This window comes from Streptococcus pseudopneumoniae, assembly GCF_001074975.1.
In the GTDB taxonomy this organism is placed as follows: domain Bacteria; phylum Bacillota; class Bacilli; order Lactobacillales; family Streptococcaceae; genus Streptococcus; species Streptococcus pseudopneumoniae_D.
Map to the genome: position 1 here is coordinate 55,211 of NZ_JUUO01000088.1, position 13,608 is coordinate 68,818.

Annotated in this window: 18 protein-coding genes; 1 reads left to right on the forward strand and 17 read right to left on the reverse strand. The window is 41.6% G+C overall.

Annotated elements, in window-relative coordinates; all coding sequences use genetic code 11:
- Nucleotides 1-245 precede the first annotated feature (245 nt).
- The 3 genes from nrdI to ADI86_RS11065 all read right to left on the reverse strand — a co-directional run bounded on the left by nrdI (nucleotide 246) and on the right by ADI86_RS11065 (nucleotide 1,531).
- Nucleotides 246-716 carry a class Ib ribonucleoside-diphosphate reductase assembly flavoprotein NrdI gene (gene nrdI / locus ADI86_RS04580; protein ID WP_049531957.1) on the reverse strand — a complete coding sequence of 157 codons (471 nt, stop codon included), beginning with the start codon at nucleotides 714-716 and terminating at the stop codon, nucleotides 246-248.
- 77 nt (nucleotides 717-793) lie between these two features.
- Nucleotides 794-1,327 (reverse strand): ABC transporter permease, encoded by a 534-nt coding sequence (locus ADI86_RS04585; protein ID WP_049531958.1) that lies wholly within the window; start codon nucleotides 1,325-1,327, stop codon nucleotides 794-796.
- Nucleotides 1,328-1,387: 60 nt separating this feature from the next.
- Entirely contained in the window at nucleotides 1,388-1,531 is a 144-nt protein-coding gene (locus ADI86_RS11065) for a helix-turn-helix domain-containing protein (protein WP_414717522.1), read from the reverse strand.
- Between the two features lie 105 nt (nucleotides 1,532-1,636).
- Here ADI86_RS11065 and ADI86_RS04590 point away from each other — a divergent pair, with 105 nt between their 5' ends.
- Nucleotides 1,637-2,206, forward strand: coding sequence for an MptD family putative ECF transporter S component (locus ADI86_RS04590; RefSeq protein WP_049531959.1), 570 nt, complete (start codon nucleotides 1,637-1,639; stop codon nucleotides 2,204-2,206).
- A 29-nt stretch (nucleotides 2,207-2,235) separates the two neighbouring features.
- On the opposite strand, the gene ADI86_RS04595 is transcribed toward ADI86_RS04590, so the two are convergent.
- From ADI86_RS04595 to tsaB, 14 genes are all read right to left on the reverse strand, one after another.
- Nucleotides 2,236-2,928: a methionine ABC transporter permease gene (locus tag ADI86_RS04595; protein WP_000444647.1), complete on the reverse strand. Its 693-nt coding sequence runs from the start codon at nucleotides 2,926-2,928 to the stop codon at nucleotides 2,236-2,238.
- Between the two features lies 1 nt (nucleotide 2,929).
- A complete protein-coding gene (locus ADI86_RS04600) occupies nucleotides 2,930-3,991 on the reverse strand; it encodes a methionine ABC transporter ATP-binding protein (RefSeq protein WP_049531960.1) in 1,062 nt (353 codons plus the stop codon).
- The gene (locus ADI86_RS04605) at nucleotides 3,984-5,357 is read right to left on the reverse strand and encodes a M20 family metallopeptidase (protein ID WP_049531961.1); all 1,374 of its coding nucleotides are present in this window, start codon (nucleotides 5,355-5,357) and stop codon (nucleotides 3,984-3,986) included. The genes ADI86_RS04600 and ADI86_RS04605 overlap by 8 nt, the downstream gene beginning before the upstream one ends.
- Before the next feature lie 96 nt (nucleotides 5,358-5,453).
- Entirely contained in the window at nucleotides 5,454-6,308 is an 855-nt protein-coding gene (locus tag ADI86_RS04610; RefSeq protein ID WP_049531962.1) for a MetQ/NlpA family ABC transporter substrate-binding protein, read from the reverse strand.
- Between the two features lie 153 nt (nucleotides 6,309-6,461).
- On the reverse strand, nucleotides 6,462-7,292 hold the full coding sequence (locus tag ADI86_RS04615) for an amino acid ABC transporter substrate-binding protein (protein ID WP_049531963.1): 831 nt from the start codon (nucleotides 7,290-7,292) through the stop codon (nucleotides 6,462-6,464).
- Between the two features lie 103 nt (nucleotides 7,293-7,395).
- Nucleotides 7,396-7,719 (reverse strand): AzlD domain-containing protein, encoded by a 324-nt coding sequence (locus ADI86_RS04620; RefSeq protein WP_000253936.1) that lies wholly within the window; start codon nucleotides 7,717-7,719, stop codon nucleotides 7,396-7,398.
- Nucleotides 7,709-8,404 (reverse strand): AzlC family ABC transporter permease, encoded by a 696-nt coding sequence (locus tag ADI86_RS04625; RefSeq protein ID WP_080983172.1) that lies wholly within the window; start codon nucleotides 8,402-8,404, stop codon nucleotides 7,709-7,711. Before ADI86_RS04625 ends, ADI86_RS04620 begins: the two co-directional genes overlap by 11 nt.
- Before the next feature lie 205 nt (nucleotides 8,405-8,609).
- Complete coding sequence (locus tag ADI86_RS04630) at nucleotides 8,610-9,278, reverse strand: CPBP family intramembrane glutamic endopeptidase (protein ID WP_049531964.1); 669 nt, start codon at nucleotides 9,276-9,278, stop codon at nucleotides 8,610-8,612.
- Between the two features lie 19 nt (nucleotides 9,279-9,297).
- The gene (locus tag ADI86_RS04635) at nucleotides 9,298-9,972 is read right to left on the reverse strand and encodes a CPBP family intramembrane glutamic endopeptidase (RefSeq protein ID WP_049531965.1); all 675 of its coding nucleotides are present in this window, start codon (nucleotides 9,970-9,972) and stop codon (nucleotides 9,298-9,300) included.
- Between the two features lie 18 nt (nucleotides 9,973-9,990).
- Complete coding sequence (locus ADI86_RS04640; protein WP_049531966.1) at nucleotides 9,991-10,200, reverse strand: hypothetical protein; 210 nt, start codon at nucleotides 10,198-10,200, stop codon at nucleotides 9,991-9,993.
- A gap of 289 nt (nucleotides 10,201-10,489) precedes the next feature.
- Nucleotides 10,490-11,353: an XRE/MutR family transcriptional regulator gene (locus ADI86_RS04645; RefSeq protein WP_049531967.1), complete on the reverse strand. Its 864-nt coding sequence runs from the start codon at nucleotides 11,351-11,353 to the stop codon at nucleotides 10,490-10,492.
- 103 nt (nucleotides 11,354-11,456) lie between these two features.
- Nucleotides 11,457-12,467, reverse strand: coding sequence for a tRNA (adenosine(37)-N6)-threonylcarbamoyltransferase complex transferase subunit TsaD (gene tsaD, locus ADI86_RS04650; protein ID WP_049531968.1), 1,011 nt, complete (start codon nucleotides 12,465-12,467; stop codon nucleotides 11,457-11,459).
- Nucleotides 12,457-12,894: a ribosomal protein S18-alanine N-acetyltransferase gene (gene rimI, locus ADI86_RS04655; protein ID WP_049531969.1), complete on the reverse strand. Its 438-nt coding sequence runs from the start codon at nucleotides 12,892-12,894 to the stop codon at nucleotides 12,457-12,459. The genes tsaD and rimI overlap by 11 nt, the downstream gene beginning before the upstream one ends.
- Nucleotides 12,891-13,574: a tRNA (adenosine(37)-N6)-threonylcarbamoyltransferase complex dimerization subunit type 1 TsaB gene (tsaB, locus tag ADI86_RS04660; RefSeq protein ID WP_049531970.1), complete on the reverse strand. Its 684-nt coding sequence runs from the start codon at nucleotides 13,572-13,574 to the stop codon at nucleotides 12,891-12,893. Before tsaB ends, rimI begins: the two co-directional genes overlap by 4 nt.
- Nucleotides 13,575-13,608: the final 34 nt, after the last annotated feature.

A 13,608-nucleotide genomic window follows, 5' to 3' on the forward strand; every position in this document is an offset into this window, starting at 1 on the left:
GAACAAGGTTTTGAAGACTTGAACTTATGCTTTTTTATGTTCTTAAAGACTGTTTATACTCACAAAGCAGTTGATACTCAATGAAAATCAAAGAGGAAACTAGTCGCAGGCTACTCAAAACACTGTTTTGAGGCTGCAGATAGAACTGACGAAGTCAGCAACCATATATACAGCAAGGCGACATTGACGTGGTTTGAAGAGATTTTCGAAGAGTATGAAAACTCCAACCACCTCTTATATCAACTTTAATTCTCCTTTCCCAACTCATACAAATCAGCGATAATAGCTGCGACACGTTTGATATCTCCCAGCATGCCTCGCATTTCAAAGTCAGCCAATACAGGGAAACCAAAACGTTGACTGTATTGCTTGGCTGTCAGGCAGTATTGGTTATTAAAGTTACGATTTCCTGAACCAACCACACCAAAACACTTACTAGCATTATCACCATAAGCGATAAAATCCCCCACTGGTGTTGTCAAAATCTCAACATCTCCGTTATCCACGCCATTCCCGCCTTCGAGATAGGTCGGCAAAAAAGCGACATAAGGATGGTCCATTTCATAGAAATCGTGACCTTCCTTAACCAGATCCTTGATATGAATCTTTTGGACCTCAATCCCCTCGTACTGGGACAAGAGATAATCTTTCAGACGCGTCACAAAACTCTCAGTATTCCCACTCAGACTAATATAAACTAAAGAAATTGTCTTCATATTTACCTCCATGATTTTATCTATAATCGAAAAATAACTACCAAGATTGTATCTTGATAGTTATTTTTTGTCAATACTTAGACAAGATCTTCTGTTTCCTCTTCTTCTGCCAAAGCTTTTTGTTGACGCCACATCTTATAGAAGACAAGGGCTAGGAAAAGAACATTGATGACGATATAGAAAATGCTAACAGCTTTTGAACCAATACTCATCCCTAAACGCATAGTCTCATCTTGAACCAATTGCACAGCGTCTTGCAAAGTCACATAGCTATAAATTGAACCAATAATAGCTAACAAAACATAGCCAACATAAGTATAATTTGCATATTGCAAATTCTTACGAACAAGGAAGACAATTGCTACTACCACTAAAATAGCAGATAGCACAATCAAGGCACTGTTAAAAATAGAATGAGATGCTTCTGCTACTCTATAGGTGTAATTAAGCTGGTCTTCTAATTGCTGAGCACTAATCCCTTCAATAGTTTTTTGAGCAGCACGAAGGGCTTCTTTGCTAGGTAAGGGGCTCAACATTCCAAACAGAGACGTAGCTGAAATAAGAGCAGACAAGATTAGCAAGACCCATAGATAAATTGGTTTCTTTTTCATGATAGAACCTCCTGATATTATTATTTATATTATAGCACCTTTTGTAAAGGAATACAAATTTTATAGTGTGGTTTCCACCTGTTTTCGATAGGCTTTTGGCGATTTTCCACACAATTTTCGGAACACTTTATAGAAATATCCAACGTTACTGTAACCAACAGCATAACAAATATCTTCGATACTGTCACTGGAACACCTGACTATTAACATCTTATCAACTACTGATTAACTTCGGTGCCGTATTCCATTTACAATCCCATCAAACCGTGGTACAATGAGAATTGTGAGAAAATTATCAGGAGACAATTCATGAAAAAATCGATCTTAACCACACTGCTTTTTGCGGTTCTTTACTTCCTCTGCATGGGGATTGGTGTCCTTTTGGGCAATCTCTTTGACCAAACTGGAAACATGTTTTATGCGCCTGCCTTTACTGGCCTTGTAGGCGGCAGCGTCTATATGATCCTAGTCGCAAAAGTTCCGCGATTTGGAGCCATTACCACTATCGGCCTTGTCATGGCCCTCTTTTTCTTGGGAACTAAACACGGTGCTGGTACCTTCCTTCCTGGAATTATCTGTGGCCTCCTAGCAGATGGAGTAGCTAACCTCGGAAAATACAAGGACCAAACAAAGAACCTCCTTTCTTTCCTTATTTTTGCCTTTAGCACATCAGGACCGATCTTGCTTATGTGGATTACTCCCAAAGCCTATATGGCTACCCTTCTGGCAAGAGGAAAATCGCAAGAATATATCGACCGTATCATGGTCGCACCAAATCCTGGAACCGTCCTTCTATTTATCGCAAGTATTGTCATCGGAGCCCTAGTGGGTGCTTTGATTGGACAAGCCTTGAGTAAAAAATTGGCACAAAAAATCTGATTACTAAAAAAGAGCCACACGGCTCTTTTTTATTTATGACTCAATTTCTTGGTCAGGAAATCTCCCAAGAATTGGATTGCAAAGATAATCAAAATGATAATGATAGTTGCCAAGATGGTCACATCGTGATTGTAACGGTTAAATCCATAGGCGATAGCTACGTTACCAATACCACCTGCTCCGACCGCTCCCGCCATGGCTGTTTCACCGACTAGTGAAATCAAGGTTACAGTCGTCACACGGATCAAATCTGGAAGGCCTTCTGATAGGTAAACACCTACGATATCCCAGAATGTCGCTCCGCTAGCTTGAGCCGCCTCAATGACACCACCATCTAGCTCAGCCAATACCACCTGTACTTGACGGGCAAAGAAGGCAAAGACTGCAAAAGATAACGGTACGATAGCCGCATTTGGACCAATGCTTGTTCCTACGATTAGATGAGAGAAGGGTGACAAGACTGCCAAGAGAATGATAAATGGTACCGCACGGAAAATAGAGGTGATTTTATCCAAAATCCAAAAAACAACTTTATTTTCCAAAACACCACCCGGCGCTGTCAAGACAAGGAAAAGACCTGCCACCAGCCCCAAGAAACCTCCAATAATAAAGGAAAGAACTGTCATATAAAGGGTTAGGTAGATGGCTGTTCCCCAGCCTGCTTGACCAGCCCAGCCCATTTTATAGACATTTGGTAAATAGGTTTGAATCAATGATTCCATCTTACTGTCCTCCCTTCAATACTTTTAGCTGCACACCTGCTTGACGAATGGCTTCTTGGGCACCTGCCAACGCTGCTTTTTCACCTGACAAGACCACAACCAATTCTCCAACAGGAGTACCATCCAAAATTTCGATATTTCCATAGAGGATATTAGCTGTTACTTGGTAATGCTTGTACAATTCATTCAAAAGTGGCTCGTCTGTTGAAGCACCCGCATACTTGAGTTGTACCAAAAGGCTGTTTTCAGACAAGTGTTCTACGATTTCTTGCTTCTCGATTTTGACCATAGCTTCGTCAATACCTGTGGCTGTTGAGATAAAGTCTTGAGTCAAAGGCTGTTTAGGGTCTGAGAAGATTTCAAGGACACTACCCTCTTCAATCAAATGCCCATCCTGCATAACTGCCACACGATTGGCAATGTCTTTGACAATCTGCATTTCATGCGTAATCAAGACAACAGTCAAGCCTAATTTTTGGTTCAAATCTTGCAACAAGGCCAAAATCTGCTTGGTTGTCTTAGGGTCAAGGGCAGAAGTTGACTCGTCTGAAATCAAGATTTTTGGATCATTTGCTAAGGCACGCGCAATGGCTACACGCTGCTTTTGCCCTCCAGATAATTGTGAAGGGTAGTTTTCAGCACGGTCTGCCAAGCCAACCAAGTCCAACAACTTGGCTACTTTAGCCTTCTTTTCTTCCCTGCTGAGTCCCGAGTGTTTAAGAGCAAAGGCTACATTCTCCTCTGCTGTCTTTTGACTCATCAGGTTAAAATGCTGGAAAATCATTCCAATATCTTGACGTTTACGACGCAACTGCTCGGCCGTCAAGGTCACCTTACCATCAAAAATCACATCGTCGTCAATGGTAATTTTCCCTGCAGATGGTTTTTGCAAGAGGTTAATCACCCGTACAAGGGTTGATTTCCCTGCTCCAGAATATCCAACGATTCCGTAGATATCCCCTTCTTGGATATGAATGGTCACATCCTTGACCGCTGTGATGGTTCTCTTCTTTTGGTGAAAAGTCACATCGATCTGATCTAACTTGATAATATCTCTACTCATAGCTTCTAATCAGCTCCTCTACTAATTCAATATGGGTATAGTAATCGGCGATTCGCACGTTTTCATCTCCACCGTGGTCTCGACTATTGGCATTTCCTAGACCGAAGGCCACCATTGGCACCTCTAGGGCATCAAAGACCGTATGCATAGGCCCTGTCCCAGCTGTAGTCGGCAAGACTGAAACGCCCTGTGAATAGAATTTCTTGGCCAACTCGATTACATTGAGAATGGCTGGCGCGCTCATATCGCTGCGATAACTCATCTCTCCCAAGGTATAGTATAATTCTACCTTATCAAAGCCATTTTTGTCTAGCTGTTTCCGAATTTTTTCCAGAACATCATGCGGTTCTAGGCCAGGAACCAAACGAACTTCTAACTTAGCACTGGCTTCTGCTGGCAAAATCGTTTTAACTCCCTGACCTTGATAACCAGACTGAATCCCTTCGATATTAAGAGCTGGCTCGAAAAAGAAACGTTTTAGAAAGGCTGCGCGGTCCTCTTGTAAGAGAGGCAATTCCAAACCATAAATCTGGCTGATTTCCTCTGGATTTCGTTGGGCGTAAGTGTCCACCAAGGCCAATTCTCGTTCATTTGGCTCCTGCACTTCTTCGTACAAGCCTTCAACCAAGATACGGCCATCTGCAGCGCGAAGAGACTGTAAGGCTTGGAGAAGATACCAAGGAGCTGATTCCACAACCCCACCATAACTAGAGTGGATATCGACATCAGCGCTTTTTACCTTGGCATCAAAGGTCACAATCCCCTTATTTCCACCAGAAATTTCCAGCTGTTCCAAGGCATTTTTGGTTCCTTGTTCCCAGACCAACAAATCTGCACCACGGAGTTTATCCGCATGTTTTTCCAGATACTTATCTAGGTCTGTCGAGGCCGATTCCTCCGCTCCCTCCATGATAAAACTGATATTGACAGGCAGGTCATCATGGTGCTGCATGTATTTTCTCAAAGCACTCAAACGAGCTGTGATATGACCCTTGTCATCGTCAACTCCACGCCCATACATGAAGCCATTGCGCACCGAAAGCGTAAAGGGATCCTCTGTCCAGACCTGATCCCCGTCCGCTGGCACAGTGTCATAGTGGTTATAGAAAATCAAGGTTTTGGCATCTGGACGCGAACTCTTGAAATGCGCCATGACAAAAGGCGCCGTATAAGTCTCATCAATCTCCACTTCAGCCCCAACACGCTTGAAAATCTCACCCAGATAGTTGGCAACTTCTTTGAGCCCCACCTGTTGGGCAAAGACCGACTTCTTAGAAATCAAGGTACGCAAAACCTCAAAATAATGCTGGGCTACATGATCCTTTTCAAATTTTTCAATCTGTTCTTGTTCACTAGGAAAAACCATATTCTCTCTACCTTTCTATGAACTACTCTTCCTGACAATCCATGCTCTATACAAAAGCAAGAGGTGGAATTTTCTCTCCCACCTCCCTGTTTCTTATTACCAAACTGGTTGATCCAAACCGTCTGATGTTTCTTCGATAACTTTTTTCACGTCATCTGTGTGGTAAGCTGCGATCACTTTCTTGATAGCATCAGCCTTAGGTGATGTTTCCCAATCTTTTTTCGCAACGATGATGTTGTACCATTGTTTTGAGTTTTCATCAGCTTGTTCTTTGAAAAGTGCTTTCTTGTAGTCCAATTTTGCTTCTGTAACGAAGGTATTGTTTACAACGGCAGCGTCAACTGATGACAATGAACGAGCTGTTTGGCTAGCGTCCAATTCAGTGATTTTCAAGTTCTTTGGATTTTCTTTGATGTTAGCAACTGTTGCAAGAGCAGTTCCTGAAACGTCCAATTTAATCAAGCCAGCTGATTGAAGCAAGTAAAGTGCACGGCTTTCGTTTGTAGCGTCGTTCGGTACAGCGATTTCTCCGTTTGCTGGGATGTCTTCTACTTTAGTGTACTTGTTGTCGCTTCCATTCAAACCTGAGTAAAGACGGATTGGAGAGATGTAAGTATCTGCAATCGCTACAAGGTCTTTTCCGTTTTCTTTATTCCAGTTGTTCAAGAAGTTGTAGTGTTGGAAAGCGTTCAAGTCTACTTCGCCATCAGCAGTTGCCTTGTTTGGTTGTGAGTAGTCTGTGAACTCTGTAAATTCCAAAGTGATTCCGTCTTTTTTAACCAATTCTTGGATTTTGTCCCAACGTTTTTCTTCAGAACCGCTACGGTTAACCGTTGCGATTTTGATAGTTGTTGCATTGTCTGCTTTCTTTTCTGAGTTCCCGCAAGCAACAAGAGCCAAACCTGCGACTGTAGCAAGGGCTGCTACACCAAGCCATTTTTTGATTTTCATGATTCTTTCTCCTTAAAAATAATACCGTACTAGTATCTCACAATTTGTTTGATTTCACAAATTGTTATTAGATAGGCAGATATATAGTTTAAAACTATATGCTTAAAAACTGAGAAATCATCCACCTTATTCAGAATGGATGATTTCAAGAAATTATTTAATATCAGCTTCTGCTGGTAGATAAGTGTCTCCGAAGAATTGTTTAGACAATTTTTCAAGCGTTCCATCTTTGTAGAGTTCTTGGATACGTTTGTCTACAAATGATTTCAACTCATCTTGACCTTTAGCAAGAAGTGGGTAAACGTAAGGTTGTTGGTCGCTTGGAAGTTCAATCACTTTCAAGTTGTCCAAACCTTGGTCCTTGATAACTGTTTCAACACCGATTTTATCAAAAATCTTGTAGTCAAACTGGCTATCGCTCAAGCGTCCCATGATTTGTTGGAAGTCCGCTTTAGTATACTTTAGGACAGTTGGATTATCTGAATGTTGTTTGTTGTAGTCTTCTAGCTGTTTAGCAGAAGTTGTCCCTTGAACAACTTCTGTTGATTTTCCACCGATATCATCAAGAGATTTGATGCTAGGGTCATCTTTTTTCACTACAAGAACGTTAGGGTTTTTAGCAGTTGGAGCTGCATAAAGGTATTTTTCAGCACGTTCTTTAGTGTAGCTGATGTTGCTAACAGCCATTTGGTAACGATCAGCATCAAGTCCTGCAAAAACACCTGACCACTCTGTCTTCTCAAACTTGACAGTATACTTGTCAGAATCTTTAAAGATAGCGCGAACCACTTCAATCTCGTAACCAGTCAATTCGCCATTTTCTTCATAGTTGAATGGTTTTGGTGTAGCATTAGTTGCAACGATAATTTCTTTCTTGCTAGCTGCTTCTCCTTCTTTCTTAGCACCGCCTGAGCAAGCTGCTAACACACCTGCAGCAACAAGAGCAAGGGCAGCAAGAGATGAGTATTTAACGATTTTTTTCATGTCATTTCCTCCAAAATAGAATACCTTATAATCTTAACAGAAAAAGAGCATTTACGCCATTATATGATATCTATCTCTGTGATAAATTTTTTTTATGGCTAATTTAAAAGACCAAGCGCAAGACGGCAATCAAGACTACTCCGAAGAGAACCGTTCCGACTAGATTACGATAGCGAAAGGCTACCCAAGCTGTTGGAAAGACGGCTAAGAAGTCCAGCCATTTGATTTGAGGAAGGCTGCCAACCTTGCCTGTCACTACGCTTGAAAGAATCAAGGCAAAGATAATAGAAACGGGCAGAAACTTCAAAAAACGCTCAACGATTGCAGGCAATCCCTTATACTTGACCAGGATGAAGGGAATCATACGGGGAATCCAAGTCACCAAGCCAGAGAAAATAACTGCTAATAAAAGATACTTACTGACCATCTAAAACTACCCCCATTGTACAACCAAGTAGCGTTGCAAAAAGAACAGCGAGCGACTGAGACACCACTGTCAAGAGCAAAAAGAAGGACAGCGCAACAACTGCTAGGATAATGAGCAGATTGCGGACAGGAATCCGTCTTTGCATAATCTGGAATTGCGAAGCAAAAATTCCGATAAACATCCCAACCAAAGCAAAGTCCAGCCCAAAGATTTCTGGATTTGGTAGCAAGCCACCTAGAGCCGTTCCGACTACCGTCCCCACAAACCAAGCCACATAGCTGTTGAGATTGTTTCCGTGCATCCACATAGGATTGACCTTATCCGTATGAGCCAATTCACCCATCAAAACGCCATAGGTCTCGTCAGTCAAAAGGCTAGACATACCGATATTTTGCCAGAGACTGGTATGACGGAAATAGGTTGACGCATGCAAACTCAACAAAAAGAGACGCAAATTGATTAGAAAAACCGTCATAGCAATAGCCGCTACAGGGGCTTGAACCGCAATCAGTGCCAGCATGGCAAACTGGGCGCTCCCAGCATAAACAAAGAGGCTCATCAAGCCCATCTCAACAGGTGTCACATAGGGCGCACCGATAATCCCACAGGCAAGGCCAATACTGACATAGCCAAGGGCAGTTGGCATGGCCGCCTGCACCCCTTCCCAAAATCCTTTTTCTTTCATCTTTCTCCTCATATTGTCTTAATAAATAGGCTGAATTAGTTCCAGCCACAGCATGGACTATTATAACACATTCAGGAAAGAGAAAAAAGTCTGCTGATTGTAGCCATCATAAAAAGACTGGAACCCAGCCTTATCTATGTAATGTAAAAATTCTAATAAGCAGAATACTCAAATACCAGTAAGCTGACGATGATATTAAAATCATCTAAAACAACAAGGGCAGAATTTGAGGAATGGCATTATTGACTATATGCAGTCCAATAGGCCAATAAATAGACTTTGTTGCTCTAAACAAGACTGCAAATATGAGACCGCCCCCCATATAGAAGACAAAGTCTGTCAAAACCCAACCGTGATTACTAATGTGCAAGATTCCAAACAAAGTTGCCGAAGCAAGCACATCCAGTCCCCATTTCTTTCCTTTTTCCAGAGCAGTCATCACCAATCCACGATAAATCATGTCTTCAAAAATGGGACCTGCAATCACAGGATAGAAAAAATACATCAAAAATGCCGTTGCTCCTGTAAAAGTAGGAACATCCAGTTGATAAGCAATTTCATTTTTGGTAGGTGGGAAAATAAAAAATGTTACGAAATTCCAAATAACAAAAGCAAGAAGAGCTAGAAAAGAATAGAAAAGATAGGATCTTTTAAACTTTCTACTGTTGATTTTCTGCCATTTTCCTGACTGATTCATGACAATGAACGCAAGCAAAACTACAAGAAAACTCAACATCATATCCGACAGATAAAACGCAAAGTCAGATAGACCAGCTACCAAGTCACTGTGCAAAACCAGACGAATGAAGAACTGGTCAGCAATGACAAGTAGAATAGCTATAAACAAGTAGTAGCGTGAGATTATCTTTTTCATATATTTCCTTTTAACCTTTCTAGTACCCAAACACCAGTAGGCTAACAATAATTAAGAAGCTATTCCACAAGATGTGAAGGGCCATTGACCAATAAACTGAACGAGTATAACGAAATAGCATACCGAATAGCATCCCTGCTCCTGCATAAATGATGAAGTCTGTTAACACCCATCCATACTGTAAAACATGAATGAGACTAAAAAGAGTAGAGGAAACGATGACATCAACATAGTATGTTTTAAATTTAGCTAGAGCTGTCATCAGAAGATCACGAAAGACCAATTCTTCAACTATAGGAGCAATGAGACTGCCATAGAGAATACGCGTTATAAAGTAACTAATTCCTGTCAAATTAGCTGCTTCTTTCACAATTGCACTCCCATTTTGCGTACTAGGAAAGATTCGAGTCGTTATATTTACCCACAAAAACATCAATATAAAGGAAAGAAAAAAGATACCTAGATACGACCAACGGAACTGGAATCGACCGTACTCTTTCCAACGTTGACTCTTTACAAGAACCACAGTAGCAACAATTCCCACAATTACTATCAATAAAATTTGAATCCCATAAAATCCAAAATCTGATAATTGATCCATGAACTCTAATCTCATCACTAAATTAAAAATCAAGTAATAGGACATAAGTACCAAAATGGTTCCTAGGTAAAATTTCGTTTCTTCCCTTTTCATAGTTGATCCTTTTACGTTTTATTTACGTCGTCTTTCAGCCAAACCTTCCCAGAGACCTTTCATCCAATCAAAAGCTCCGTAAGGGCTTGGTCCAATACCTCCACCTCCCCAAATCGGTAAAGCAATTCCACCACCATTGCCTGGGTTAACCACAATGTTGCCTCCGTAAACTGTCTCCAACTCAGCTTCTGTCAATTCCATTGTTTCTGCAAATTGTAAATTTAACATCTTTTACACTCCTTTAATTATCTTCATTTATAAACTACTTCTGCGACCTAGGATTTGCTTCAAGTACTTTACAAGAACACTATAACACGAAAATTGGCGTATTTTAGAAAATCGCATATTTGATATTTTTTCTTATAGAAATTTCACATTTGCGATTTTAGTAGATTTGATTATTTCACTGATATAATAAAGTTATTACTAACAAGGAGGAATATAATGATGAAAAAAAGAAAAATCCAACTGATACTCCTGCTTATTTCGGAGTGGGTTATCGTCTTCCCGTTTCTAATTAATCGATAAGTTCTTTGTATTGCTGCAAACGCAATTCGAAGAGGGCTATCAATTGTGGATTTTCTAATACTTGCAGAGATTGGATAAAGTGTTCAATCTCTTTTTGATTGCTTCCTTTGGTTTGAAGAAAAATACTCATTTTCTTTAAAAATTGCCACGATACTTTCTCAAAAACATCATACGGTCGTAACATGCTCTCCAGCTCAGCTTCAAAGATTGGGATGTAGGAGAAAAGTTTTCGCTCCATGAGCTCTGATAAGATATTTAAGAGTCCTTGCTTCATATACAATCGATTATGTACTAACTCTTTAAATTCTTTGGATTTTTCAATTAAAGCAGTTGATAAAAATATCAAATCTTGATTACTCAAGAAAGGCATTGTATTGCAAAAAAGATAGAGTTCAAACCAGGTCCAAGACTCAATAGCATAGAGATAGATAGTCAAAAACTCGCTATCTTCTTTTACCAATGGATAGTTCTTATTTAAGGAATGGAGTGCATTTTTAATTACAATAGCATTCAAACGACGATAGGTCTGCGCCATCTGTTCTTGCTCGACTTCCTCCAACAGTTGCTCTAAGCCAGCGATATCTTGATGGGCAAAACGCTCCACAACTTTTCGACCAATTCGCATATGTGGGGATTCTTGATAGTTGTTGAGCTTGTGCCCAAACTCATCAAAATTCATATTGATTCCTTGGATGGCTAAGATCAGCTTGTCCGCAGATAGCATAGACTGCCCTAGTTCAAACTTGGACAACTGAGAAGCTGTTAGTCCAGCACAAGCCACATCTGACTGCTTGAGCTTTCTAGCCAAGCGCAATTCCTTGTAAAATTCTCCTAATTCCATTCTCTCAATCATCTGACCACCTCCTAGCTTTTGCATATTATATCATTGTTTTTATAGTTTTGTCAAAATATTCTGACATTTTATTGAGCAAAAAAGCCAGCATCAAGCTGACTCTTTATTCTATAGTATCAAAAGCGAGACTTGGCTTTGCATTGAGGTCCAAGCTTGCAAAGTTTTCTTTGTTCCACTCGCTGACGCTGGCATAGGCAATCATACCTGCATTGTCTCCGCAGAGACGCAGAGGTGGAATGATGACCTTGACATCTGTGATTTCGGCTGCCAGGCGTTCTCTGAGACCTTTGTTAGCTGCTACGCCACCTGCGACAACTAGGGTTTTAACAGGATATTTCTCCAAAGCCTTCTTGGTTTTTGCCATGAGAATATCCATGACTGCTGCTTGGAAGGAAGCACACAAGTCCTCTGTAGATAGGCTTTCTCCCTTTTGCTCGGCATTGTGGTGAAGATTGATAAAGGCAGACTTCAAACCTGAGAATGAAAACTCCAGATTATCTTCCTTAATCATAGCACGAGGGAAATCATAAATATCCTGCCCCTGATGAGCTAGCTCATCAATCTCACGACCGGCTGGATAGGTCAAGCCCATGACACGGCCGACCTTATCATAAGCCTCACCAACCGCATCATCACGCGTTTCCCCAACAATCTTGTAATCACCAGCCTCAGAAACATAAACCAACTCTGTGTGTCCACCACTGACCAAGAGGGCTAGCAAAGGAAACTCCAAAGGTTCCACACTCTGAGCGGCCATGAGGTGACCAGCCATGTGGTTAACAGGAATCAGCGGAAGTCCGTGAGCCCAAGCAAAGGCCTTGGCAGCTGACAGACCAACTAGCAAGGCTCCGACTAAGCCAGGCCCATAGGTAACCGCAACTGCTGTCACGTCCTCTTCGGTAATTCCTGCTTCTGCTAGCGCCTCCTCGATACAGGCTGTAATGACCTCGACATGGTGACGACTGGCTACTTCTGGCACTACGCCTCCAAAACGTTTGTGACTTTCAATTTGACTCGCAATAACATTGGACAAGAGCTCATCGTTATTTTTCAAGACGGCAACACTGGTCTCATCGCAGGATGTCTCAAATGCTAAAATATATCTATCCTTCATCTATTTCTCTCTTCATGATAATGGCGTCCTCGACTGGGTCATGATAGTAAGCCTTTCGCTCAGCGATGACTGCCATCTTTTCTTTCTTGTAAAATGCTTGCGCTCGTTGATTTGACTTTCTGACTTCGAGGAAAATCTCCTTGTCTGTCGGCAGTGTCGCAAACAAGGCGGATGCAATTCCCTGACCCTGATAGGTTTGTTTTACAGCGATTTGCAGGACTTCTGCTTCAAAAAGATTCTCCTGCACAGCTAGAAATCCAATCACTTCTGCCCCATCATAAGCCAGAGCATACCAAGTCTGGTCTTGAGCCAGGTCTGCTTGGATTTGCTCCAGTGTCCAAGGACTGACTGAGTAAACAGCCACCATGACAGCGTAGATGGCTTGAGCCAGTTCAGGCTGTTGTTGGATTCGTTTGATTTCTATCATAGACGTTTAATATAAGACTCACCAGACTCGGTGTGGTTCTTGAGCCAGTTTTCCTCAGCCTCAACTCGTTTGAGGTAGTTGGGTACAAAATCATGCAAGGAGTCTGCTTCCTTGTCCCAGGCCAAAAGAGCTAGATTGGCTGCATTAGGCAATGTTTCTTTATAATTAGTCCTTGGCAAGTGTTCTTGAATCTGCTCAACAAAAGGGCCAACTTCTCCGACAAAGGTAACCTGACTAGCACCCTTGATTAGCTCGATGACTCGCTCAAAGGGCAGGTGGGCTTCTGGCATGACAGGTTTGGCATTTTCATAAAATCCTGCGTAAACATTGTTGCGACGCGCATCCATCAAAGGGACGAACAAGCCTTCTTGTTGGTATGGCACCAGAGCCAAGAGGCTAGACATACCAACCAACTCGATGTTCAGAGTGTGAGCTAAGGTTTTGGCAGTTGCTACCGCAATTCGCAAACCTGTGTAGCTACCTGGTCCTTCCGCCACCACGATTCGGTCCAAATCCTTGGGCGTCCAGTCCACACTCGCCATCAAAAAATCGATGGCAGGCATGAGGGTAATACTGTGATTTTTCTTGATATTAATCGTCGTCTCGGCAAGAACCTGCTTGTCCTCTAAAATAGCGAGAGAAAGAGCCTTGCTGGACGTATCAAAAGCTAATACTTTCATAACACATTCCTATCTTTTTGTCTGCTTACTATTA